Here is a 24,941-nt window from a genome sequence, read left to right as displayed (position 1 = left end):
GTACGTCCCCATTTGCGATTTGGGGTGTCCCCATTTTGATTTGCCCCTGTCCCTTTTGGAACTCGCCCCTGTCCCGGGCGCTATAGCCGCTTCTCAAAGTTGCCGTCTACCGAACAGCCCTCTGTAAAAATCATAAATGCATGCGGATCGATACTATGTACAATCTGCTTGATCTGCCCCACTTCATATTTAGATATCAACACAAATAAAATATAAGATGTTTTATTCGTATACGCTCCTTCTCCGTCCCAATTCGTAACGCCGCGTCCCATCTGTTCCATGATCGCCTTTGAAATCCCCAGCTTTTTTGTAAAAATCATCACGCTGGTATTGATGTTCTGAATATGCACCCGGTCAATGGCTATTGAAAGCACCGTGGCATAGATCAGAGAATAGATGACTATTTCAATATTAAAGAGGAACAGACAAATAGCATAAACGAAAAAGTTCATCAGAATGTTAATCCTGCCAACACTGAAGTTCGGAAATCTCTTGGTACAGCAAAGGCCGATGATATCCTGACCGCCGCCGGAGCTTCTTCCTCGAAGGATAAGTCCGGTACCTGTTCCCGCTACAATACCTCCAATGATGCAGGCCGTCAAATAATCCTCAATGATCGGCTCTGCCGGTATCGGCACTATCATCATAAACATACTCTGAATTGCTACCGTTACCAGGGTTTTCACTGCAAATGCTCTTCCCAGTACACGATATCCCAAGTAAAACAAAGGAATATTCATCACAAAATAAATCATACCTGCCAGATCCATGCCAGCCGGCACCGGTACATGCAGAAAGTCAACGATAAATGTACGTATCAACTGCGCAATACCCATAAATCCCCCGTTGTACAGGCTCATCGGCACGATAATCAGGTTTACACCCAGCGCAAACAGAAGACTTCCCACCACTGAATAGACCGCCTGGATCACCCCTGCCTTACGCTTCGCATCTAAATTTTTCCACATGTCAAATCCCTTCCCTTTCTCTTTTCCTCATATATTCTATAAATACACCGTACTCTTCGGGCTTATAGTCAAATATTTTACAAGTCGCACTCATTCTAGCATTTGACAGCAAATTTTACAATATTAATCTGAAATATCCTTATCCGGGGACACCCTGATTGACGATTAGGGACACCCGATATTGCAGATGGGGACGTACACTTTTGCAAAAAGTGTACGTCCCCATCTGCACATCTGCAAAAAAGCGCCTGGCTTATCGCTCAGGCGCCTGCAGCTTGTCGCTCACCGTGACTAATATGCTTTTTTCTTGCCTTTTTCTTCTCTGCCTCCTGATCTTCCAGGCATTTCTGGATCGCTTCATTCAGGGACAGCATTTTTTCATCCAAGGAAGATACCATTTCTGCACACTCTCTTAAATCCCTGCTGATATAATCCGGTGCATTTCCTTCAAACTTATAGTAAATCTTGTGTTCCAGGCTGGCCCAGAAATCCATCGCAATTGTCCTGATCTGAATCTCTACTTTTGTATCCACCACACTGTCTGACAGATAAATCGGGACGGACACCAGCATATGATAGCTCTTGTATCCGCTTTCTTTTGGATTCTTGATATAATCCTTGATTGACAAAACCTTCAAGTCACTCTGATTTCCGATCATCTCAGCCAGTTGGTAAATATCCGATGTAAAGGAACAGATCAGCCGGACGCCGGCAATGTCATTGACATATTTTACCATGTTTTCAATGGAAATCTCATATCCGTATTTCCTGAGTTTCTTCACGATACTTTCCGGTGTTTTCACCCGGGTTTTAATATGCTCTATGGGATTATACTGGTGTACATGCTGAAACTCATCATTGAGGATCTCCAGCTTTGTTCCAACCTCTTTTAAGGCAGAAGTATACAGAAACATGATCGTCTTCCAGCTGTCAACATCTTCGTAATTCTTGATGGCGTTCTCCATACTCAAGGTCCTCTCTCCTCTCTTTCTCGAAGAGCATACTCCATATGTTACATAGTATAACATATCCGGGAAAACTGTGTCATGGATTTTACATATATTTAAGAAATTAGAATTCAATGCCCTCCCTTGCCGAGACCCCATCCTCGTATGGATGATGGATTTTGGTCATCAGTGTTACATAATCCGCCATAGTCACCAGACGGTCTGACGCTTCATGACCTGTCAGGATTACCTCCAGTCCTCTTGGCTTATGCTCGAGGAAGCTTGCCAGCTTTTCCTCGCTCAATACATTCAGATTTACCGCACAAAGCGCTTCGTCCAATAGCAAAACATCGAAAGGTGAACAGAATTTTACAATCTCATCCAGCGCCTTGTTATTATAATGAGTAAGCTCTGCTTTTTCCGGCCCGTTCATGCGGCTGACAAATTTTACCGGCTCCCGCCCCGGCAGACAGGTCACATTCGGGAGCTGTTCCAGGATTTTCCGCTCATTAGATCCATTATCCTTCAGGAACTGAAATACAAGCACCCGAAGCCCGGCTCCCGCAGCCCGGACTACCTGTCCGACAGCCGCAGTTGTCTTGCCTTTGCCGTCTCCGTAATAAATATGGATCTTTCCCGTGCCTGTCATATGATTTCCCCGCTTTCTTTCGTATCCTGTAGTCTATTATAATCAGATAAGCGGAAAATGTATAGCATGTTTTAAAATTCCAGCTTCATATCACCAAAACGGATCCAGTTTTTCTTCCTCATAAACTCAGAAACCCCAAGGCTGATCCCTGCCGGCAGTACAAAGTGCAAAAGCAGAATTTTTACCAGCACCATCACCGCCGATTCACTCTGAGTCATGACCTGCCAGGTCATAATCTGCCCTACCAGCCCTGCCGTTCCCATACCGGAGCCCGTTGCATTGCTGGTCATATGAAAGACCATGGTGCCCACCGGCCCCAGAATTGCACTGGAAATAATGGCCGGGAGCCAGATTACCGGTCTTCTTACAATGTTTGGCACCTGCAGCATAGATGTCCCGATCCCCTGAGCCAGCAGGCCTCCCACTTTATTTTCCCGGTAGCTGGCCACCGCAAATCCCACCATGTTGCAGCAGCAGCCGACCGTTGCCGCCCCGGCCGCAAGTCCGGACAGGTTCAGGATAATCCCAAGAGCCGCCGAGCTGATCGGCAGTGTCAGGATCATTCCCATCAGTACCGACACTACCACGCCCATCAGAAATGGCTGCTGCTCTGTTCCCCAGTTAATGAGAGAGCCAAGCCATGACATGAATCCGGAAATCGGCGGTCCAAGAATCAGCCCCGCAGCGCCGCCGGTGCCGATGGCTACAAGTGGTGTTACCAGAATGTCCACTTTTGTTTTTCCAGAAACCAGATGTCCAAAAAAGATTCCCACGTAGGCCGCCAGAAATGCCCCCAGCGGTTCTCCCGGTCCCGCATAGACCATATTTCCCTCTGTCAGCACTGTTCCCGCCAGCAGATTGCTGGCAAAGGCTCCGATCATCCCGGCTGTAGCTGCGGATACAACTACCAGGGGTGCTTCTTTGAATTTATAAGCCACTGCCGTACCAATGCCGGCTCCTGTCAGGGAGGCCGCCACCTTGCCAAGCACAAAGATCATATCTCCTGCCCCGCCGCCGATCAGCGTCCCGATCTGCTGAATGATCGTTCCGATGATCAAGGTTGCAAATAACCCGTGAGCCATGGCACTTAATCCATCGATAAAAAACTTGTCCAATGCTTTTTTTACTCTCTCCATCTCATTTCTCCTTACCAGCTGTACGCTTCATGTTAGCTCTTTACACATATATTCTCATTAGTCATTACATGTGTCTTGTCACCTGAAAAAGTTTAGCACAAGAGCCAGAATAAGTAAAGAATTTTTTTAGGACTTTACATCACATCCCAGACTTTTTATACTAGCAATAGACAACCCATTTGCAAAGGAGGGAGCCCATATGTTCCGTTTATGGGGAAAAGAATTCAAAGACAATCGGATGATCCGGGACACCGTGATCTGCGACGATTCTGACAATACCCGGACCCACAAGATTTTTCATGCCCTGGAAGCAATCTGCTACGAATTCGATCTGAGCAAACCCATTTGGCTGGATTCCACCATACAGGAGTTTCAGCGTCATTCGAAAACAAGATTCACACAGGATCACTTTGTAGATTCTATTGATTTCGATTATCTGGAAATCCAGGTCATTGAAGAATGATTGGGGACAGGGAGAAATACAAAAAGGGACAGGGGATTTGTCAAAAGGGGACGTACACCTTTGCAAAAAGTGTACGTCCCCTTTTGACTACTCGCCGCGTATCGCTGCCAGCGGGCTTAACCGCATCGCACGCAAAGCCGGAAAATAACCTGCCGCCACGCCTACCAGCATGGCAAATCCCATGGATGCCAGCATCAGCCAGCCAGGAATATACGAAATGTTTCCATCGAACCCCATAGCGGCCCCGTGGCCGGTAAGAAAGTTGATCGCCGCCGACAAAAGAAGACTCAGCGCATTCCCGGCCACGCCCCCGATCAGGCCGATAGCTGCCGCTTCCATCAGGAACATCTGCCGGATATTCTTAAGACTGCAGCCCAGCACTTTGATAATGCCGATCTCTTTCGTACGCTCATAAATAGACATCATCATAGTGTTGGCAATGCCAATGGCCGCAACCAGCAAAGACACGGCGCCGATGCCGCCCAATACCGCCTGGACGATGGCGAACTGCCCCTTCATACTGTCCAGGTATTCGGCATTGGTCTCCACGTTATATCCCATATTCCGGATCACGTTTGCCACTTCATCCACATACTCTATGTCCTCCACCTTCACCTGCGCATATGAATAACAGAATTTCGGATACGGCTTCCCGGATTTGGTTGTCGGCTGCCCCGGAATCACACGGCCGGAGAATTCTTTTTTTAATGTCTGTTTTAATGTATCCAGATCGCAGTATACATAATAATAGTAGGAATTGTACTCATCTGGGCTCCCTTCCACCATGCCGCTTGCCCTTACCACATGCTTCTGCACAGATCGGACAGGGGACTGGACTTCCGAATTTTCTTCCTGTTCTCCATTTTCCCCGCCGCCTTCCCGGCTGCTTCCGCTGCTGTTTTCTTCCTGCTGCTGAAAATAAGACTCTGTATCCAGTATCAGGAACAGAGAATCTTTCATAAAATCGATCTCCGGCAGCATCCCCGTATCATAATACCCATCTCCGCTGCCTCGTTCATAAAACATCGTCGGGATTCCATTTCCATACAAAAGTTCAATCTGATTCTTTCCACTGGCAGGCAGGGTTCCTCCGGCCAGCGGGATATTCAGTGCTTCCAGACTGTCCGGCGACATTGCCTGCAGCTGCACCTGCCCCTCATAGCCGCCCTTCAGCAATACCACCGTCATTTCATAGACCGGCGCTGCCCGTTCTACATGCTCCAGATCCGCAAGGGATTCTACCGCTTCATCGTCTATATATTTTTCCACCTCCTCAGAGGCTTCGGAATACATCATAGAGCTTCCGGCATCTGCACCGCTCACGCGAATCATAGTCAGGCCGCCGGACTGCTCCACTTCCCGGTACAGCGACTGCTGAAGGCCAAGTCCAAGAGAGATCATGACCACAATGGAGGCCGTTCCAATCAGCACGCCAAGAACTGTCAGAAAAGTCCGGAGCCTGCGTCTCTTTAAATTACTAAGGCTCATCCTCAGAAGATCTTTCCAGTTCATCCAGCAACGCCTCCTCTGCATCCATTGTATGGCTCTTTTTCCTGCGGATCAAAAGGATCCCGGTGACCACCCCCGCCAGAATTACGGCTGCTATCAGAACTGGTATCACTGGAAACCCTGCACCGGTCTCTTCTTCCGTTGGAACCGCTGCCGCCAAATCCTCTTCTGCTTCTGTCACTTCCAGCTTCAGCTCCTTGGTGGTTTCAGAAACATTTCCCGATTCATCCTCATACATCAGCTTCATGGTTACTTTTTCCGGACCTTTCGTGGCTCGTTTTCCCTCCAGCATCGCATCAATGGCTGCCGATGCTCCAGACTCCACGTTACCCACAAATACTTCTTCTGTTTCAACCGCCGGGCCTTCGAATACTGCTTTTACATTATACAGCCTGGTCCGTCCCAGATTGTAAAGATTGGTCATCACATTGGCCTCGTCGCCTACCGCAATGCTCTCCGGACTCAGTTCAAATTCACTGAATTCAAACCTGGCGTCCTGTCTGACCGGAACGGAGATCAGAGACTCTGCTTCAATCTGCTGTGCATTCCCATCTTCATATTTCATCGTCAGATTCATGCTGTATGGCTTCTGCAAAAGATCCGCTCTGGTATTCAGCTGCAGCGAAATGTCTGCCGTCTGCCCTGCTCCGATTCCGTCAAGGAAAACCGAACTGGAGCCTGACACCGGAAGAAATGCCGGCGCCTGTGTCTCTTCTGTCCCTTCTGAAGGCGCCTGCAGGTCAAAGAGCATATTGGAAACTCTTGTCCTGGAGGATGTATTTTTCAGATGGATCGTCAGCGTAAAATCGTCTCCCGCCCGGACCTCTGCCGGATCCGTATCAAACCCTGTTACGATAACCCGCGGGATTGAACTGCCGCTCTCTGCTCCGGTTCCCCCTGAACCAGCCCCGCCACTGTATATGGCATCCCCGTTGCTGAATCCTCCTGCGTCCGTGTATGTAGGGGCGGTTCTCTGTTCTGCTGCCACATCTGCTGGCCTGGATTCTTCCTTTGCAGTCGTGTTGACATAAAATTTCTGATGAGCCATCGTCTCGCCTTCTGCATTGACAGAAAATGCAATCGTATACCTGCCCGTCTTAACATCCTCCCTCTGTGTAAAGGAAAATGCAGTCTCTACCGTCTGCCCCGCCGGCAGGTCTATGGTCTGTCCGTAATCCTGATAATCCGTTACAAAGGGCCATTCTTCGCTGCTGTTTCCCATTTCCGGGAAAATCCGTGCCCCCAGAATATCCTGCTCCGTATGATTCGTGACTTCCAGGATCCACGTTTCTTCTTTCCCCGCCTGATACACCGGCACCTTATTATCTTTGGAATACAATGTGATCTCTGGTTCTGCCGCATTTACTTCTGCCGGATTTTCCAGGAAGGACTGCACCAGCATGATCAGCAAAAGCCCGACCGCAGCAGCCAGAGCGCATTTTATCAGGATCTCGCCTCTTCTTTTTCCCACCACTTTCTTCATACTTCATTTCCCCCTTCAATTTTCACGATCTTTCCGTCACTGATATGAAATACCCTGTCCGCATAGGACGCAAGCCCATTATCATGGGTCACCATTACCAGTGTTTTCTTCTGTTCGCTCACCACCTGCCGCATCAACTCCATCACTTCCCGGGAAGTATGCGAATCCAGGTTTCCCGTAGGCTCATCGGCAAAAATAATCTCCGGATCCACCGCAAGAGCTCTGGCCACGCCCACCCGCTGCTGCTGTCCTCCGGACATCTGACTCGGCAGATGCTTTTTATGTCCCGACAGTTTCACAAGATCCAGCATCCGGTCTGCCACCTCCAGCCGCTTCCTGACCGGAACGCCCCGGAAGCTTAAAGGCAATGCCACATTTTCCAGTGCATTCATTGTCCCGAGCAAATGAAAGGCCTGAAAAATAAATCCCACATGCTCCCGGCGAAAAGCCACCAGCCGGTCTTCGCTAAAGCCCTCGATCTGATGGCCTGCAATCCGTATTTTCCCCTTCGTTGGCTTTTCCAGACCGGCCAGCATATTCAAAAGTGTGGATTTCCCTGATCCGGATGTACCCACAATCGCACAGAACTCTCCTCTGGGGATCTCAAAACTAACGCCGTCAAGGGCATGCACAACCTCGTCACCTACCCGGTACAGCTTGTATAGATTCCTTACCTCTATTACGTTTTCCATACGGTCTCCTCCTATGCTCACCAGCATAGCGTAAAAAACCTAATACTTATGTTGGAAATTCCGAAAGATTTTCTTAATATTGAAAAACAGACTTTACCGACAGAAACGGCAGACAAAAAGCCGAAAGCACTGATCTTTCAATGCTCTCGGCTCTTTTCAAGCAGATGACGGGAGTCGAACCCGCCTCCCCAGCTTGGGAAGCTGGTGTTCTACCGATGAACTACATCTGCATATTGAATAATCACAGAAAGTATTATAATACAAATCCTTTAAAAATGCAAATCCTATTCATCGGTAAAAATGAAGATCCTATTCGTCGGTAAATTCAAACAAGTCCTCCACTTTTACTCCAAAGACTCCTGCTATATCCATTGCAAGCTTCAGAGACGGATTATATTGTCCTTTTTCCAGATGTCCGATCGTCTCCCGGCGCACTCCCACAAGGGCCGCAAGTTCCGCCTGGTTCATGTTCCGCATTTGCCGGTATTTTTTTATCTGTGTCTTCAGCATCTATTCCAGACTCCTTTTTTCTCGTTTTTGATAATAGAACAATGTAAAAAGGAAGACAAGAAATGTAACCACATAGACCAGCGCAAACATCCGGACTACCATTACCGGCGTCCTTGCGGTCCTGGCACCCCTTTCTATAACCGCAAGCCAGACAACCATGAAGCTGTTCAGTAAAAGATTTACCAGAAACGCACGGAAACCAGCCTTCCGGACATCCAGCAAAAACAGCTCGTCCATAGGTGTATTCCGATAGAGAAAGAACAGCAGATAGACCAGAAATGTCTGCAGCAGAAAATCTCCTGTATTAATCCCAATAATCCCTATCAGTCCCAGCCACCCAAAATATGATACCGGATTTTTCTTCATATTTCTCACCTCTCAATGTTATATATTTATAACTTATTATGTTATAAATATATAACATTATCCCGTCTTTGTCAACCTTCTTTAGGATTCTTTTTTACCTTATCTCTTTTGCTCCTTTCACCTGGTCAAGGCGAATGATCTTTACAACCGTTCCCTTCTTCTCCTCACATTCCAGTTCCAGCCATTCGTCGTCCATATCTCTTAAGATTCCTCTTGTACTGTATATGACATCTATATTTACCATAGGTTCTTTTATCGTTACCTCACAGGATTTGCCCAGGTATTCCGCCAGAATTTTTTTCCAGTCAGATTCTGTGGCTTCTCTTCGCTTTTCTTTCTCCTTTCGCTCCGTATATTCCACTGCCAGATAAGTCAGCAGACCGATCCCGGCGATCACACCGAATGTTATAACCCCCATGAGCCCTGTCATCATCCGTTCTCCACCTCCGTTTCCACTGTTAGCACCGCCCCTGTGATTTTAGAAAGTTCCACCAGCTTTACCACAGTCTCTTTCTGCCGGAATGTACCTTCCCTGCGGCGCTCATATTCGATCCTCATCCAACACTCATTAACATCCAGTATTCTCACCTGTGTATTCCCAAGCAGATCATCAATGGCAGCCTCCGTTTGATCCAGATACTCCAAACGGCACTTCTTTCCCGTCAGCTTTTTCAATATATGCAGATCCTTTCTCTCCTTTGCTGTCTCATGGCTTCCTTGAAAGTTTCCTGCCAGTTCATCCAGACTGATCCGATATATTCCGGCAAGCTCTGCCGCTTTATCAAGAGCCGGCGCCCCCTGCCCGCACTCCCAGTTGGAAATCGTCTGTCTGGTGACGTCCAGCATGTCTGCAATATCCTGCTGACTGTATCCGTATTTTTTTCTGAGCAACGCCAGCCGTTCTCCCAGTGTGCCGCTCTTTATATCTTCCTTTTGTCTTTCCATTTTTCGCCTGCCCCTCCTTTGATGTTTTTTCCAGCATAGCAGAAGCGCGGACCAATTGCCAGCAAATCGCTTTGGAATCCATGCAAAATATTTTTGCGCAAAAACTCCCCCCAAAAAATCCTAAAAAGAATAGTCTATTTCTCTTTTCCCCTTCCAAACCTTAATTATCCGTGCTAAATTAGTATTATCATATTTTTTAAGGAGTTCCTATGATTTCTACGATTGGCCTGAATATAAAAGCATTAAAAAAGGAACCTTTTTCCGGTTCCCATCATGGTATGCGTTATTATCTGTGTACAAAGGACGATGTCCTCTCTGTCTTTCTTTATCCGGAGCCCTGGTCCTTTGAGCGGACACCGGATAAAGAAAAAGAAAAAAAAGACTTTCCGTTTACCCAGGAAGGACTGGAATCCGCCATCGACTGGATCAACCAGTCTTATGAGGCAAAACGTCCTTTCTGGGAACAGAAAGCCAAAGACCGCATGAAGCTGCTTCTTTAAAAATCTTTCAGCGCAGTCCTCTAGGCGCTGCGTTCCAGCACCTCTTCTGCAATATTACGGGCATGGTCAGAAATTCGTTCCAGACAGACCAGGGTATCCAGATAAACGATTCCCGCTTCTGTCTTGCACTGATTGTTGGCCAGCCTCTGGATGTGCTTGTTCCGCAGGCGCAGTTCCAGATTATCAGCCTGGGTCTCTTTCTCAATTACCTTAAGAGCCATGGCACGATCCTGATTTTCAAATGCTTTCAAAGCATAACGATAGCTGTCGGTACAGACTTCCATCATTTCTTTTAACTGTTCCTCTCCGATTTCCGAGAACGATGCTTTCTTTTCATACAGCGTCTCGGCAAATTCTGAAATATTTTCACAGTAATCGCTGATCCTCTCCATATCCGAGACCACCTGTAAAAGATGGGCCACGTCCTGATGTTCTTTCTCGCTGATCTGCAGCGCTCCTACTTTGATCGCATAATTGGTAATCCCGGCGCTTAAACGGTCTACCGTTGCTTCCTCTTCCTTCAGGAACTGGATATCGCCATCCTTTAAGGTAAACAGTACATCTTTTGCCACCATCAGGGAATCTTCCACGATCTGTCCCATACGGATCACTTCATTGACCGTAGACTGCAGTGCAAGTCCTGGTGTCTGTAATACACGCTCGTCCAGCTGTACCATGCTCTTGTCCTGGCTGTCCTCTTCTACACGGCCAATCTTCTTTGCCAGCTTGATGATCCAGTCGGATACCGGGAACAGCAGGACGGTTGTACAGATATTAAATGCCGTATGCACGATACTGATCTCGGTCTGTGTGATCAGTCCATTTGCCCATTCCGGCTGAACTACCTGGAAAAAGATAATCGCAGCTGTACTGAAAATAATTGTTCCTATGATGTTAAACAGCAAATGCATAAGGGCTGCTGTTTTTGCTGTCTTCTTTGCTCCCAGACTGGACAGGATCGCTGTTACACAGGTACCGATATTCTGGCCCATGATAATATAAATAGCTGCACTGAAGGGAACCAGCCCCGCAGCCGCCAGACTCTGCAGGATTCCTACAGACGCCGATGAGCTCTGAATCACGGCAGTTACCAGTGTACCTGCCAGAATACCAAGCAGCGGATTGCTGCCCAGTGTGACAAAGAGGTTCGTAAAGCTTTCGGAATCCTGCAGCGGCTCAACTGCCGAAGACATGGTCGTAATTCCGATAAATAGAAGGCCAAAGCCCACGATGATGCTGGCAATCTCTTTTGAAGAACGGCGTTTTCCCACCAACATCAGGATCACACCGGCCATAACTGCAATCGGCGCCAGACGGGCCGGGCTTAAAAATTCCGCCCATTCTACAGAGGACACCAGCCATCCGGTCACTGTCGTACCAATATTTGCTCCCATGATAACGCCCATGGCCTGCTTCAGATTCATGATCCCTGCATTAACGAATCCCACCACCATAACCGTTGTGGCAGATGAACTTTGGATTACCGCTGTGATCCCTGCTCCCAGCAGTACACCCATAAGCTTATTTTTTGTCAAGACTTCCAGCAAGGACTTCATTTTACTCCCGGCTGCATTTTCCAGGCCCTGGGCCATAATCTGCATGCCATAGATAAACATTCCCAAGCCCCCCACAAAGGGGATGATAATATCCAGGTAATTCATTCATTTCCTCCTAAACGTATTTTCGTCTCATTTCCTTCAGAGTATTTTTCATGTCCTTTTTTACAATACCATTTACGTACAGAGAAAACAATAAATTTTTTACTTTTTCTTAACTTATTATTTACATCTTATTTACTTTTTCAGATAAAATCCTCCCGGATCACTTTTTCATTTTAGGTTCAAAGACAAGAGCCGCAAGATATCCAAAGACGAGAGCCGCCGTGATGCCTGCAGCGCTTGCGCCAAGACCGCCTGTAAAGATTCCGATTATCCCTTCCTGATCTACCGCTTCCTTTACCCCATTCCACAATAAATTCCCGAATCCCAGCAAAGGAACACTGGCACCGGCTCCCGCCAGTTCCTGGAATGGCTGATATATTTTAAGCGCTCCCAGTATGGCTCCGCCACAGACCAGCAGAACCATCACTCTGCCCGGCATTAACTTTGTCCGGTCCAGCAGAATCTGCACCAGCGCACAGATCAGACCTCCGATCCAAAAGGCATTGAAATAATCCATAATGTTTCCCCTTCTTTCTATTCGATATGTTCCAGAACGATTCCGTGTGCAATGCCTGGAACGCTGGCGCCTTCATTGTAGCTTACCGTGGACAGAAGCGCTCCCGTAGGTACAAACAATACTTTCTGCCACTCTCCGGTCATAAGTTTTGGCAGGATATAGGATGCCAGTGTCACCGCTGCACAGCCACAGCCGCTCCCTCCGGAATGTGTATCCTGCAGGTTCTGGTCAAAAATCAGCATTCCACAATCTATATGGTTTCTCTTGATGTCATATCCCTGTCCCCGCATCAGATCAAACAGGATACTCTGCCCAACATATCCCAGATCTCCGGTGATGATCCGGGTGTAGTCATCCGGCTCCCTTCCGAAATCTTTCAGGTTGCGGATGATGGTGTCACAGGCTGCCGGCGCCATACAGGCACCCATATTCTGGGAATCTTTTAGCCCATAGTCTACAATTTTCCCTGTTGTAACGCCAGTGATCCTCACATGCTGCAGCGCTTTTTCCCGGCATCTTCTCTCCGGGCCGGCGCTGACCAGAAACGCCCCGCTCCCTGTCACAGTCCAGTGTGCAGAGAGGGGACGCTGGTTTGCATATCCCAGCGGGAACCGGAATTCCTTTTCCGCACTGCCAAAGTGGCTGGAGGTCACCGCCAGCATTTTCTCTCCATACCCGGCGGCCACGCACATGGCTGCCAGGGTCAGCGCTTCTCCCGCAGTAGAACATGCGCCATAAAGGCCAAACATCGGTATTCCCAGGGACTCTACTCCCATGGATGTCGCCACACCCTGACGCAGCAGATCTCCTCCGAATAGATAGCGCACATCTTCCGGCTCTGTCCCTGCCTTTTCTAATACCAGCGAACAGGCAATTTTCTGCATGGCGCTTTCTGCAGCTTCCCAGGTGCTTTCTCCAAACAAGTCCTCTGTCTCCACAAAATCAAACAACGCTCCCAGCGGTCCTTCCCCTTCTTTCTTTCCTGCCACCGAAGCCGCAAAGGTCAGATATGGTGCCTGCTCGAACTCAAGACTCTGCTTCCCTTTGATCATCAACCTGCCTCCTTTTATCCTCTTTGTTTATACCCACTGTTTCCAGATCCAGTAAACAAGCCCCAATATCCAGCTTGTAAACACACCGTACAAGATCACGGGACCTGCAATGGTAAAAATCTTACAGCCGATTCCCATAACCTGCCCTTCTTTTTTGTACTCGATCGCCGGCGCCGCCACCGAGTTGGCAAAACCAGTAATTGGCACAAGCGCGCCGGCGCCGCCCCATTTCGCAACTCTTGGATAAATATTCCATCCCGTCAGCAATACACTCAGAAGGATCAGGCTAATCGAGGTAATGCTGCCGCATACTTCTTTTCCCATCCCCATATTCCTGCCAAAATTCATGATGACCTGGCCTAATGTGCAGATTGCTCCTCCCGTTACAAACGCCTTGGCCATATTCAACGGCAGACTGTGCACAGGTGTTTTGTGCTTCACATAATTTTTATACGCTTCCTGCTGCTTTTGTTTATCCACAAGTTATCCACCTCTCCTGTTGATATTTTTAATTGGGGACGGGGGATTTCTGAAAATCCCCCGTCCCCAATTACCAGCGCTGTGCAAAGAACAGCATGGCGCCGGCAGTTTTCCCCATAGCTATCCCCAATACAATGTATTTTATACACATTTGCAGCTTTGCCCTGCGGATAAATATAGGAAAGAGATTTAGTATTTCTGCCAGAGCCATTGCCCAGCACCCCACAAAAACCCCTCCAAAAAGGCCGAACAAGGGAAGGAGCCATGTACCGCCGGGGATCCGGAGCTGAAATATAAAAAAAACAGTTCCAAGAATACCGCCCAGTGCGATTGCATCTTCATACAGGCGGATGTGTTCCCCGGTATGGGTCCGGTCTGCAAAATCTGAAACAACTCCCAGCCCGATAATAAAGGAAAACACGCCGCCTGCAACCACCGCCCCGGCGCTTAGTCCGATGACCGCCAGCCATAGCTGCTGCATCCACATGTGTTTCCCCTCCTTTCCCTTTTACCTGATCTTCCCATACATTATTATCCCTTGCTGCCTTTGCCGTTACTGCTATCCTCCTTATTTCCGCTGTTTCTGGAATAATTTTCGATCAGGGTTGTCTGTATATCGTTTTCGTACAGACGCATCTCTACCTCCAGCGGTGTCGGATCCACGGATACTTTACTTTTTCCAAAATGATTAAAAAAGATCAGGATTCCAACGATCAGTCCGATCGAATACGTGATTTCCAGAATTGTAAAACCATCGGATGTCCGCCCGGTTACCAGCTGATAGATCTGTCCAAACATGGTTACCGTGTCCACATCATTATTAAAGGCCATCGCCGAAAAAGCTGCTCCAAAAAAGCTGATTAAAACTACGAAGACGATTTTTAAAAGATGCATAAGTTTTCCGGCATCCTTTTCTTTTTTATAGGTAATAATAAAATCAATCTCGCCTACATTCTGGATCTCCAGATCCGGGATTTCCCCGTGGATCTTCTTAATCACGCCCAACACAGAAATGGCTACCCGGCTCTCCTGCTTTTGATCCGTGTTCTGAAATGTCATAAGCGGGATTTTTTTGATTTGTTCCAGAAGCTTAGGATCCTGGCTCTCGATCTTGAGTACATCTCCCAGCCGGACCCGGGGATTCGACACCTCAATATTTCGCTCTGCTTTTATATAGATAACTGCCATATCAGCATGTTTCCTCCAGTTCCTGGCAGACCAGCGTACCTTCGTTGACTGTACCGCCTTCCCCTGCGCTTAGAAAATAGTAAATACATCCCATAAGGACAGCCGCACTGACTACGCAAATCAGACAAATCTTAAGCTTTTTCCTTGCTTCATCCACCATAGGTCCCCTCCTGTTTCCAGATTCTTTTGTCAACTAGTATGGATGAATTATAGGAAAATATGCATGTTCAGATACGTTCTCTTAAGTTTTTCAAAATTTTCTTTTCCATTCTGGATACCTGTACCTGAGAAATCCCCAGTTCTTTTCCCACCTGCGACTGGGTCTGATTTGCAAAATAGCGCAGGTAGATCAGGCGTCTCTCTTCTTTATCTAAATAAGTCAAAAGTTCCTGCAAAAGCATATGATCCAGGATCCTATCTTCCTGTTCCTCCTGCTCCGGAAGTTTGTCCATCAGCCGAAGTTCCTGTCCTTCTTTCTGGTAAATAGGCTTGTGCAGCGACTCAATCTCGCTGCTGGCGTCCATCGCCATCAAAAGCTCCTCTGTCTCCACCTTCAGCTCCGATGCAATTTCCGTGATCGTCGGCTCCCGCCCCCAGGCTTCCTGCAGCCGCTCTCTGCAAGCGCAGGATTTGTACGCCAGTTCCTTTAAGGAACGGCTGACCTTGATCATCCCGTCATCCCGCAGAAAACGCTTGATTTCTCCCGAGATCATCGGAACCGCATAGGTGGAAAATTTCACTTCATAGGACAGGTCAAATTTATCAATTGCTTTTAAAAGTCCGATATTGCCGATCTGAAACAGGTCTTCTGCCTCCGCTCCGCGGTGAAGGAACCGTTTCACCACGCACCAGACCAGCCCGGCATTTTCCTGAACCAGCTGTGCTCTTGCCTCTTCATCCCCCTGGTGCGATTTCTCGATCAAAGTGGTTGTGCGGTCCATAATCTCCGTCCTTTACCTATCGTTTTTTCCATTTTTACTACCGTTCCTTCTCCCGGTGTGGAGACTACCTCCAATCGGTCCATGAAAGCTTCCATAAATGAAAATCCCATACCGGAACGGTCAAGATCCGGTTTGGTCGTAAACAAAGGCTCCATGGCCTGCTGCACATCTTCAATCCCCCGGCCGTAATCCTCCACCTCAAGATACAGGGTTTTTCCTTCGGTGCGGCAGCGGATCGTGATCTTATGTATCTCGTTTTCATAGCCATGAATGATTGCATTTGTCACCGCCTCCGACACGGCAGTCTTCACATCCGACACTTCTTCTACGGTGGGATTTAAAGAAGTCATAAACGCAGCCACTGTCACCCGGGCAAATGCCTCGTTAGATGAACGGCTGTCAAAAGTCACCTGCATTTCATTCGTATTTTCCATTTACAAATCCTCCTCATATATCTGCATAATTTTCGTCACACCCGACATTGATAAAATCCTCTTCATCCTCTCATTTGTATGCACCGCAAAAACCTCCCCGCCCAGAAGGTACACCCTTTTGTACCGTCCCATGATCACCCCGATCCCTGAGCTGTCCATAAAATTCGTATCCCGAAAATCAAAAATCACATACCGGATATGATTATGCTCGATCAACCGATCCGACTCCTTTCGGATTTCCTCCGCATTGTGATGATCCAGCTCGCTGGGAAGAAAAATCGTCAGGTAATTCTCCTGCACCTGGTACTTCATAGTTATCCCCCTTTTCCACAGTTTTTCATCGTTTTCCACATCTTATGCCTCCAATGGGGACGGGGGATTTCTGAAAATCCCCCGTCCCCATTGGAGGCATAAGAAAAAAGGACGTGTATTTTTTTACACATCCTTTTCTTTCGTACTTCTTATCCACATTTTTCACTTATTTTTTTAGTTTTCCCCACTGCTTTCAGAACTGCTGTCCTGCCCGGCTCCGTCTTCCGCATTCTCGTCTGAACTGGTGCCGTTCTGTTCATCCAGGGCTTCCTGGGCGCTCTGTGCCGCGTCGGTGTCCGCATAGTCTTCGATGATGCGCTGATAGTAAATGTTTGCCTGATCCTGATCGCCGTTCCTCTGATAAGCCTCTGCCAAAAGGAGCATAGCTGCCCCGTCATTATAGCCGGCGTCCATCTGGATCACCTGTTCCAGGTTGGTGATCGCGGTCTGGTAGTTTGCCACATCTACGCTTTCCTGAGCTGCCGAATATAAGGTGCTGCACACCTGGGGATAGATATTCCCGGTCATCTCATCATAGGTTTCCCTTCCCACGGTTCCCAGCGAGTCTGCATTGACCTTTAAAAGTTCTTCTGCCATGGCCTGATTCCCCATATCGCCCGCATAATAATGAGTGGAAATATTCATGACAATCTCATAGCTGTCCTGCGTAGCCGTGGCTGTTGCCTGTGCGTTTTCTGTTTCCTGGCTGGTAGACCGGTAAGTCTCCAGTTCTGTCTGCAGTGCACTGATCTGCGCCTCCTGCTCCGCAATCTGATCACTGAAAGCTACAATATCCTGATTGACCGCATCCTGCCTGGATCTGGTCACCGCCGGCAGGACTAAAAACCACATGACCGCCACGCCCACCACCAGTCCGATGGCGATATTGGCAATCGTATGCATCCCTGCGCTTTCCTTGTAACCAGAGGACACAGGCTGGATAATCGTTTCGTTTCCAATACTGTAAGTAACCGTCTGCTGATCCTTTTTGTCCTTTTCTTTAATCTTTACCGTCCGGTTTTTGCGGATCTGATTCAGCTCATGCATAAGCTTAAGCGTCATATCATCCGTCTTGTCCAGCTTGTGCGCCGCCCGGACAGCCTGCCTGGCCTTCGAATACTGCTCTGTATGAAGGTATAAAAGCGCCAGCAGCTGATAGGCTTTTACAAACGACGGATGAATGTCCACCGCCTTTTTTAGCTGGATAATAGCCAGATCCTCCCCGTTCTGCCTTGCATAGCCAAGCGCCTGATTATATTTCTTGACAGCCTGGTTCACTGCCTCCAGTTCCGCAGAATTTTCTCTGGTTTTCTGAATATAATAATTGGCAATATTTTCATGAGACTTAAAATTTTTGCTTAAGATCCATTCCACCAGCGCCTCGGCCACATCTCCCCGGCCATAGTACACAAGCCCCAGGAGATTCCTGGCTGCAATATTCGCCCGGTTATACTGAAGGCTTCGTCTAAGAGACACAATAGCACCGGACAGATCCCTGATATTCGCTTTTTTCAGTCCGTCATTATACCAGTAATTCGACTGATACACCAGTTTTGTTGCATAATCCATATACTACCCTCTTATGGTTCTTTCTATTTGGTCTGCTCGATCATTTCCCTTAAAATATCTGTCATATCCGTCAGGTCTTCCTGATAGACCGCATCCTCGATTTCCTCAACTTCCAGACTAGGCTGGAATTTTTTCAGTTCCTCTTCAAAATTCAACATCCAAACCGCCTCCTGACAGCAATTTTTTTACCATGCCCGCCAGATACAAAGACCCCAGGCAATAAATGTCCCCTGCAGATCCCCCATCCTTTTGCAGCCGTCTTGCTTCAAGAAGTGCATCAGCAAGCCGCGGGCAGCACAACGTTTCTGTTTTCGTATATTTGCGGAACAGCTTCAGAAGCTCTTCCGCCGGCACCCCTCTGTCGTCTTCGATCTTCGTGACGATTATGGCTCTTACTTCCAGATGCCTGCACAAATATGCGATCATCTTTTCATATTTCTTATCTGACACCGCGGAGAACACCAGCACATCTCCGCCGGTTTTTCCGCTTTTCAGTCTCCGGACGCTGTCTACAAAGACTTCGATCGCCCCCGGATTATGCGCACCGTCTATAAAAAGATGGGGCGCTGCCTCTTCCATCCGTCCGGGCCAGTATACGCCTGCAAGCGCCTTAGCCCAGCGCTCCTGCCGTTCCGGAAGATTCGTCTCTTCCCGGTGTCCCGACTGTTTGTCCCACAGAGTGTCTCTCTGCCCGTCCAGCAGATATTCCACTGCCTCCAGCGCAATCTCCGCATTCATGGCCTGGCAGGTCTCACAGATGGGAATCCGGTAGATAACATCTTTATCATAAGTATTATCCCGTGAAAATGCAATATATTTCCGGGCAACTTCTCTGATTTCGTACGCATTTTTCGAGATTTCTCTACACCAGCTTCCCTGCGCCAGTGCAGTCCTCCTGATCACTTCCGAGGCTTCCGTCGAGCTTCCGTCGAAAAATACCGGTACGCCTTTCTTAATAATACCGGCCTTCTCTGCCGCAATCTTTTCGATGGTATCGCCTAGGATTTCCGTATGATCCAGACTGATGGACGTGATCACCGTAAGCACCGGACGGGGAACTGCATTGGTAGCGTCAAGCCGTCCGCCAAGCCCCGTCTCCAGGATAATATATTCTACGTCGGATTCCTCAAACACTTTCATCCCCATTCCAAAGAGAAATTCAAAATAGGACGGATGCCCAAGACCCTCCGCTTCCATTTCTGCCGCCGTGTCATAAACCTCCCGGAAGACCCGGTAAAAGGTGCCGTCGTCCACCGGCTCCCCGCTGATCTGGATCCGTTCGTTGACGGATACAAGATGAGGGGATGTAAAGAACCCTGTCTTCTTCCCCTCTGCCATCAGTATCGTCTTGATATAGGTGCAGACCGAACCCTTTCCATTGGTGCCTGCCACATGTATGATTTTCCGGTCTTCTGCCGGGTTCCCCAGCCTTTTTAAAAACTCACGCGTATGATTGAGCGGATGCTTTTTCGTAAATTTCGGTATTTCTTCTATATAGGAAACGGCTTCCTGATAAGAAGCCGCTTCCCATCTTCCTTCTTTTAAACTACTCTTCTTCATCGGCCTGCTCCACCCAGGACCTGGTCTTATCTGTCGCTGTCCCTTCCTGAAGGATCAGTTCCCCGTCCTGATAAATATAGATGTCCGACTTCCGGAACGTTGTATTGCTGGATCCCATCTGACGAACCACGATCTCATCGCCATTCTGGAGCTCCACACCGGAAAAATCAAGCCTGGTATTATTCAGGAAAGAGGTTTTCATTCTTTCCCCGTTAACATATACCTTGCTGTTCTGCGTAAAATTCTCTCCATACAGACTATAGCCGTCTTCCAGATGCGGCACGATGTTCTGAAGTGATACATCACGCACACCCATCACCATATGGCCTTCCGTGATCGGCGGCTCGCCGTTATACACGTACTGATCGCCATACAGGATATCATACTGCAAAAGCTCCAGGTCTGACAGATAATTTCTGGTCTGGCGCCGTTCCTGATGATAGTTGAACACAGTTCCGGAATGGATATCCAGACGCTCCAGCACATCTGCCATGATCTGATAAGATGGAATATTCCGGTCCTCTTTCGGGAGACCGATATTATCCCAGATCACATAATTGGTATTATAGAGGTACCGGCTCTTCAGATCCTTGGCTTCCAGTCCCATGGTCGGAAGATGGTCTCCGTAAAATACTACCACTGTAGGCTCGCCCCGGTCCTCGATTGCCTGGATCAGATTGCCCGCAAACTGATCCATCTCATATACCTGATTCACATAATATTCCCATTTATTTTTCAGGCCTTCATCTTCAATACCCTCTACTGTGATCTCCGGATTTTCCAGTACCTGCTCCTCCGGATAATCACCGTGGCCCTGGACACTGACGGTAAACACAAAATCCTGCTGTTCCGTGGTATCCATGGCGTCCAGGATATGGCTGACCAGAATATCGTCCTTAGACCAGCCGTTCTCCGTCTTCTGCAGGATATTCATGAACTCCTTGCTGGTAAAGCTGTCAAAGCCCATATTATTAAATACCCGGGCACGGCTGTAGAAGTTTCCGCCATTGTTGTGGAGCGCATGTGTCCCGTAGCCAAGAGAACTTAACGCTGTCGCCACACTCTCACAAACATTTTCTTTTACATAAGTTTTATAAGGATATTCTCCAGGCCCAAAGTACCGCAGGTTCATGCCCGTCAGCACTTCAAACTCTGTATTGGCTGTTCCCGCGCCTACAGAAGGCACCTTAAAGTATCCGGAAGAATAATTTTCAAACATGGAGCGCAGATTGGGGCATGCATCCTTGGATGTGGTAAAAAATTCGGCTTCTGACACGTCAAAATAGGATTCCAGCTGTACAAACAAAATATTCGGCAGCGCTTCATCCGCCCGTCCGGTCTCGCACTTTGTAATCTCCCCGTTATTGCTGATCGCTTCCATCGTTTCCTGGCTGTAGTCGTTGGGCTCGTTGATCCCTGTGTTGAAAAGACTGGCCATAAAGCAGTAAGGAAGCCCGTAATCTTCATAGGCAAAAGCGATATTCCCAAAGTAAGTGGAAACCACCCGCTTATCCACCGCCTGGTTTGACACCACCGCATAGAGGGCCGCACAGATGATCACTCCGATCAGTGCACGCACCCGGTGAACCTTCCCGGAATACTGGCCGCCCCGCTTCCACATGGAGATCACCCATACGATCACGGCCGCGATCCCGACTACCAGAATAATCAGCTCAAACCCATTGAAATAGTTACTGATCAGAGACAGACCTTCCGATGCCGCCTTCAGATCCTGTGCATTAAACGGAGTGACACGTTTTAAAAGCATATAACCGTTTGCCACTCCCAGGATCAGCCAGATCACGCTGATGATGATCCGCACGAAAATCCTTCGTTTGAAAAAGTATACCACCGAAAATGTGATAAATATCATGAACGCATTGTATAGAAATACCAGAGGCGTCCCTATCATATACTCTCCCGCCGCAATCACGGAGTGCCGTGAAATCGCTTCAATCGCAAAGTTGATCACGCAGGCCAGGAGTGCATGGAACACCAGTGAGAACCGGTTCATAAATGCATAGACCGGTTTCATTTTCTTTGCGAACTCGCTGTTCTTTCGTTCTTCCAGGATCCGGGCGCGCCGCTCTTTCCTGTTTTTCCACCAGGCTTTGACATCTTCTCTTTTTAAATTTTTAATCTTTTTCAGCCCGCCCTTCAGATCAGGCTTATGAATTTTTAGTTTCACGTTTTGCCTTCAATCCTTCCAATCTTTCTTTGACCTGTGCCATCATCTGCTCATAAGTTTCTAATTTTTCACGTTCTTCCTGTACCTTGGCTTCCGGCGCCTTGCTGACAAATTTTTCATTGTTCAGCATTCCGGTGGCACGGGCGATTTCTTTTGTCAAACGCGTTTCTTCCTTTTCCAGTCTCTCGATCTCCTGTTCAAAATCGATCAACTCTTCCAATGGTAAATATACTGTAGCATCCGGCACCACGATGGATACCGCATCCTCCGGTATTCCAACCGTATCGTGCTGGATGATCAGATCATTAACTGCCGCCATATTCTGGGCTGCCTGCCGAAGCATCTCCAGACCGGTACACAACTGAGCGTCTTCACATACCACATAGGCCGTAGCCTTGCGGTTCTTTGGAACATTCATCTCAGCACGCACGTTGCGGATGCCGCGGATGATTTCTTTATAATGTTCTGCAATATTTTCCGCAATTGGATAATTCCAGGACTCATCATACTGCGGCCAGTCAGACATCATCAGAGATTCCTCTTCCGGCACCAGCTTGCTGTATATCTCCTCAGAGACGAACGGCATATACGGGTGCAGCAGCTTCAGTCCCTTCTTCAGTACCTCCCGCAGAGTCCACAGGGCGTCGTTGGCGCTTTCCGGATCCTCATCTGCGTGATAAATACGGTACTTGGCAATCTCAATATACCAGTCGCAGAATTCATCCCAGATGAAATCATAGATCTTGGACAGAGCAATACCAAGCTCGAATTTATCCATATTCTCGGTCACATCTTTGACCAGGTTGTTGCATTTGGACATGATCCAGCGGTCTGCTGGACGCACTTTAAAGTCTGCCGGCTGAGTCAGTTTTTTATCTCCCAGGTTCATCATAATGAAACGGGACGCATTCCATACTTTGTTGGCAAAGTTCCGGCTGGCTTCCACACGTTCGTTGTAGAAACGCATATCATTTCCCGGCGCATTTCCGGTTACCAGGGTCATACGCAGGGCGTCTGCCCCGTACTGGTCAATAATCTCCAGGGGATCAATTCCATTCCCCAAAGACTTGCTCATCTTGCGGCCTAAGGAATCCCGCACCAGGCCGTGGATAAATACGGTGTGGAACGGAGCCTTTCCTGTATGCTCGTATCCGGAAAATACCATACGGATTACCCAGAAGAAAATGATGTCGTATCCGGTAACCAGTACATCCGTCGGATAGAAATAATCCAGTTCTTCCGTCTTATCCGGCCATCCAAGTACAGAGAACGGCCACAGCGCAGAGGAAAACCAGGTATCCAGGGTATCCTCATCCTGAGTAAAGTGTGTACATCCGCACTTCGGACATTTCTCCGGCATGCCTCTTGATACAACCACCTCGCCACATTCATCGCAATAGTAAGCCGGAATCCGGTGTCCCCACCAGATCTGTCTGGAAATACACCAGTCGCGGATATTTTCCAGCCAGTGCAGATAAATCTTGTCAAAACGCTCCGGCACAAATTTCAGGTCGCCGTTTTTCACTGCTTCAATAGCCGGCTTCGCCAGTTCATCCATGCGGACGAACCACTGCTGCTTGATCAGGGGCTCCACGGTTGTGTGGCAGCGGTCATGGGTTCCTACATTATGAGAGTGTGGAACTACCTTTACCAGATAGCCCTGCTCCTCTAAGTCGTGCACGATCGCTTTTCTTGCCTCGTAACGCTCCATGCCTGAATATTTGCCGCCGTTTTCATTGATGGTAGCGTCATCGTTCATGACATTGATTTCCGGCAGATTATGACGCTTGCCCACCTCAAAGTCATTGGGGTCATGGGCCGGTGTGATCTTTACAGCGCCGGTTCCGAATTCTTTATCTACATAGGAATCCGCCACGATCGGGATTTCTTTGCCCACCAGCGGCAGGATCGCTTTCTTTCCTACGATGTCTTTGTAGCGCTCATCATCCGGATGTACGGCGATGGCTGTATCGCCCAGCATGGTCTCCGGACGGGTGGTTGCGATCTCCAGGAAATCATCGGTTCCCACGATCGGATACTTGATATGCCAGAAATGTCCGTCCTGTTCCTCATGCTCAACTTCCGCGTCGGAAAGGGATGTCTTACATACCGGACACCAGTTGATGATCCGGGAGCCCTTATAGATATAGCCTTTCTCATACAGGCGGATAAATACTTCTTCTACCGCTTTGGAGCATCCCTCGTCCATGGTGAACCGTTCTCTGTCCCAGTCACAGGATACGCCCAGCTTCTTTAACTGGCCTTCGATGGTTCCGGCATATTCTTCCTTCCACTGCCAGGTCCGCTCCAGGAATTTTTCCCGGCCAAGCTCCTTTTTATCAATTCCTTCTTCTTTTAACTGATTGGTAACTTTTACTTCTGTGGAGATCGCCGCATGGTCTGTTCCCGGCACCCACAGTGCATTGTAGCCCTGCATCCTCTTATAACGGATCAGAATGTCCTGCAGCGTATTATCAAGTGCATGCCCCATATGAAGCTTTCCTGTAATATTCGGTGGCGGCATAACCGTGGTGAACGGCTTTTTGCTTCTGTCTACTTCTGCATGAAAATACTGGTTCTCACACCACTTATCATACAGCTTTGATTCGATTGCTTTCGGATCATATGTTTTCTCCAGATTCTGACTCATAGTTTTCTCCTCACATTCCTTCACACTTTTTTCACATTTTGGATATTAAAAAACCCTTTACGCAAAAACGTAAAGGGCGACATAACCGCGGTACCACCTTTATTTATATAGAAGAAACGCTTCCATACATCTCATCTTATTCTTTAACGGGAACGACTCCGGGACTGCCTACTCATGATCCGTTCAGCAATCCGGCTCCGAAGCTACCTTCTGCATCTTTG

At 48.1% G+C, this 24,941-nt stretch carries 28 protein-coding genes, 1 tRNA gene and 1 other annotated feature (1 of these 30 only partly in view); of the genes, 2 read left to right on the top strand and 27 right to left on the bottom strand.

The genetic code is table 11. From position 1 onward, the window contains the following. Positions 1-80: 80 nt before the first annotated feature. The 4 genes from BKD12_RS15035 to BKD12_RS15020 all read right to left on the bottom strand — a co-directional run bounded on the left by BKD12_RS15035 (position 81) and on the right by BKD12_RS15020 (position 3,700). A complete protein-coding gene (locus BKD12_RS15035; RefSeq protein ID WP_070090172.1) occupies positions 81-968 on the bottom strand; it encodes a YitT family protein in 888 nt (295 codons plus the stop codon). Between the two features lie 260 nt (positions 969-1,228). Beyond that, entirely contained in the window at positions 1,229-1,933 is a 705-nt protein-coding gene (locus BKD12_RS15030; RefSeq protein ID WP_070090171.1) for a GTP pyrophosphokinase, read from the bottom strand. A gap of 106 nt (positions 1,934-2,039) precedes the next feature. After that, positions 2,040-2,564: a cob(I)yrinic acid a,c-diamide adenosyltransferase gene (locus tag BKD12_RS15025; protein WP_070090170.1), complete on the bottom strand. Its 525-nt coding sequence runs from the start codon at positions 2,562-2,564 to the stop codon at positions 2,040-2,042. Between the two features lie 71 nt (positions 2,565-2,635). Next, the gene (locus BKD12_RS15020; RefSeq protein WP_070090169.1) at positions 2,636-3,700 is read right to left on the bottom strand and encodes a PTS sugar transporter subunit IIC; all 1,065 of its coding nucleotides are present in this window, start codon (positions 3,698-3,700) and stop codon (positions 2,636-2,638) included. 199 nt (positions 3,701-3,899) lie between these two features. Here BKD12_RS15020 and BKD12_RS15015 point away from each other — a divergent pair, with 199 nt between their 5' ends. Continuing rightward, positions 3,900-4,163 (top strand): hypothetical protein, encoded by a 264-nt coding sequence (locus BKD12_RS15015; RefSeq protein WP_070090168.1) that lies wholly within the window; start codon positions 3,900-3,902, stop codon positions 4,161-4,163. Positions 4,164-4,250: 87 nt separating this feature from the next. On the opposite strand, the gene BKD12_RS15010 is transcribed toward BKD12_RS15015, so the two are convergent. The 8 genes from BKD12_RS15010 to BKD12_RS14975 form a co-directional block, all read right to left on the bottom strand. Next, positions 4,251-5,675 carry an ABC transporter permease gene (locus BKD12_RS15010; RefSeq protein WP_070090167.1) on the bottom strand — a complete coding sequence of 475 codons (1,425 nt, stop codon included), beginning with the start codon at positions 5,673-5,675 and terminating at the stop codon, positions 4,251-4,253. Beyond that, positions 5,641-7,155 (bottom strand): COG1361 S-layer family protein, encoded by a 1,515-nt coding sequence (locus BKD12_RS15005; protein WP_070090166.1) that lies wholly within the window; start codon positions 7,153-7,155, stop codon positions 5,641-5,643. Before BKD12_RS15005 ends, BKD12_RS15010 begins: the two co-directional genes overlap by 35 nt. Then, entirely contained in the window at positions 7,152-7,847 is a 696-nt protein-coding gene (locus BKD12_RS15000) for an ABC transporter ATP-binding protein (RefSeq protein WP_070090165.1), read from the bottom strand. Before BKD12_RS15000 ends, BKD12_RS15005 begins: the two co-directional genes overlap by 4 nt. A 159-nt stretch (positions 7,848-8,006) precedes the next feature. Next, positions 8,007-8,077 (bottom strand) — tRNA-Gly (locus BKD12_RS14995). A gap of 79 nt (positions 8,078-8,156) precedes the next feature. After that, on the bottom strand, positions 8,157-8,357 hold the full coding sequence (locus tag BKD12_RS14990; RefSeq protein ID WP_070090164.1) for a helix-turn-helix transcriptional regulator: 201 nt from the start codon (positions 8,355-8,357) through the stop codon (positions 8,157-8,159). Then, positions 8,358-8,723, bottom strand: a complete 366-nt coding sequence (locus BKD12_RS14985; protein WP_070090163.1) for a DUF3796 domain-containing protein — start codon at positions 8,721-8,723, stop codon at positions 8,358-8,360. It abuts the gene before it with no gap. Positions 8,724-8,817: 94 nt separating this feature from the next. Beyond that, positions 8,818-9,141: a hypothetical protein gene (locus BKD12_RS14980; RefSeq protein ID WP_176730985.1), complete on the bottom strand. Its 324-nt coding sequence runs from the start codon at positions 9,139-9,141 to the stop codon at positions 8,818-8,820. An 11-nt stretch (positions 9,142-9,152) separates the two neighbouring features. Then, positions 9,153-9,668, bottom strand: a complete 516-nt coding sequence (locus tag BKD12_RS14975) for a helix-turn-helix transcriptional regulator (RefSeq protein WP_070090161.1) — start codon at positions 9,666-9,668, stop codon at positions 9,153-9,155. Between the two features lie 209 nt (positions 9,669-9,877). On the opposite strand from BKD12_RS14975, the gene BKD12_RS14970 reads away from it, so the two are divergent. Then, positions 9,878-10,168, top strand: coding sequence for a GNAT family acetyltransferase (locus BKD12_RS14970; RefSeq protein WP_070090160.1), 291 nt, complete (start codon positions 9,878-9,880; stop codon positions 10,166-10,168). Positions 10,169-10,188: 20 nt separating this feature from the next. Here the strand turns inward: BKD12_RS14970 and BKD12_RS14965 are convergent, their stop codons facing one another. From BKD12_RS14965 to BKD12_RS14905, 15 genes are all read right to left on the bottom strand, one after another. After that, positions 10,189-11,829, bottom strand: coding sequence for a Na/Pi cotransporter family protein (locus BKD12_RS14965; protein WP_070090159.1), 1,641 nt, complete (start codon positions 11,827-11,829; stop codon positions 10,189-10,191). A gap of 160 nt (positions 11,830-11,989) precedes the next feature. Then, positions 11,990-12,346: a SpoVA/SpoVAEb family sporulation membrane protein gene (locus tag BKD12_RS14960; protein ID WP_070090158.1), complete on the bottom strand. Its 357-nt coding sequence runs from the start codon at positions 12,344-12,346 to the stop codon at positions 11,990-11,992. Between the two features lie 17 nt (positions 12,347-12,363). Next, a complete protein-coding gene (locus BKD12_RS14955; protein WP_070090157.1) occupies positions 12,364-13,398 on the bottom strand; it encodes a stage V sporulation protein AD in 1,035 nt (344 codons plus the stop codon). A gap of 27 nt (positions 13,399-13,425) precedes the next feature. Next, entirely contained in the window at positions 13,426-13,878 is a 453-nt protein-coding gene (locus tag BKD12_RS14950) for a SpoVA/SpoVAEb family sporulation membrane protein (RefSeq protein ID WP_070090156.1), read from the bottom strand. Positions 13,879-13,948: 70 nt separating this feature from the next. Then, positions 13,949-14,365, bottom strand: a complete 417-nt coding sequence (locus BKD12_RS14945; protein WP_070090155.1) for a stage V sporulation protein AB — start codon at positions 14,363-14,365, stop codon at positions 13,949-13,951. A gap of 44 nt (positions 14,366-14,409) precedes the next feature. Then, on the bottom strand, positions 14,410-15,066 hold the full coding sequence (locus BKD12_RS14940; RefSeq protein WP_070090154.1) for a stage V sporulation protein AA: 657 nt from the start codon (positions 15,064-15,066) through the stop codon (positions 14,410-14,412). Position 15,067: 1 nt separating this feature from the next. Further along, positions 15,068-15,226, bottom strand: coding sequence for a hypothetical protein (locus BKD12_RS17020; protein ID WP_176730984.1), 159 nt, complete (start codon positions 15,224-15,226; stop codon positions 15,068-15,070). A 67-nt stretch (positions 15,227-15,293) separates the two neighbouring features. Then, entirely contained in the window at positions 15,294-16,007 is a 714-nt protein-coding gene (locus BKD12_RS14935) for a SigF/SigG family RNA polymerase sporulation sigma factor (protein ID WP_070090153.1), read from the bottom strand. Beyond that, complete coding sequence (gene spoIIAB / locus BKD12_RS14930; protein WP_070090152.1) at positions 15,986-16,441, bottom strand: anti-sigma F factor; 456 nt, start codon at positions 16,439-16,441, stop codon at positions 15,986-15,988. Before spoIIAB ends, BKD12_RS14935 begins: the two co-directional genes overlap by 22 nt. After that, positions 16,442-16,753 carry an STAS domain-containing protein gene (locus BKD12_RS14925; RefSeq protein ID WP_070090174.1) on the bottom strand — a complete coding sequence of 104 codons (312 nt, stop codon included), beginning with the start codon at positions 16,751-16,753 and terminating at the stop codon, positions 16,442-16,444. Positions 16,754-16,927: 174 nt separating this feature from the next. Then, positions 16,928-18,322 carry a tetratricopeptide repeat protein gene (locus tag BKD12_RS14920; protein WP_070090151.1) on the bottom strand — a complete coding sequence of 465 codons (1,395 nt, stop codon included), beginning with the start codon at positions 18,320-18,322 and terminating at the stop codon, positions 16,928-16,930. A 23-nt stretch (positions 18,323-18,345) separates the two neighbouring features. Further along, complete coding sequence (locus BKD12_RS17430; protein WP_270644817.1) at positions 18,346-18,480, bottom strand: hypothetical protein; 135 nt, start codon at positions 18,478-18,480, stop codon at positions 18,346-18,348. After that, entirely contained in the window at positions 18,467-19,882 is a 1,416-nt protein-coding gene (locus tag BKD12_RS14915; protein ID WP_070090150.1) for a bifunctional folylpolyglutamate synthase/dihydrofolate synthase, read from the bottom strand. The genes BKD12_RS17430 and BKD12_RS14915 overlap by 14 nt, the downstream gene beginning before the upstream one ends. Further along, positions 19,869-22,070: an LTA synthase family protein gene (locus BKD12_RS14910; RefSeq protein WP_242872783.1), complete on the bottom strand. Its 2,202-nt coding sequence runs from the start codon at positions 22,068-22,070 to the stop codon at positions 19,869-19,871. Before BKD12_RS14910 ends, BKD12_RS14915 begins: the two co-directional genes overlap by 14 nt. After that, positions 22,051-24,720: a valine--tRNA ligase gene (locus BKD12_RS14905; RefSeq protein WP_070090149.1), complete on the bottom strand. Its 2,670-nt coding sequence runs from the start codon at positions 24,718-24,720 to the stop codon at positions 22,051-22,053. The genes BKD12_RS14910 and BKD12_RS14905 overlap by 20 nt, the downstream gene beginning before the upstream one ends. A 69-nt stretch (positions 24,721-24,789) precedes the next feature. Beyond that, positions 24,790-24,941: a binding site (T-box leader), on the bottom strand (it continues 86 nt past the right edge of the window).

Source organism: Merdimonas faecis, assembly GCF_001754075.1.
GTDB lineage: Bacteria > Bacillota > Clostridia > Lachnospirales > Lachnospiraceae > Merdimonas > Merdimonas faecis.
This window is presented reverse-complemented; position numbering and strand designations above follow the sequence as displayed.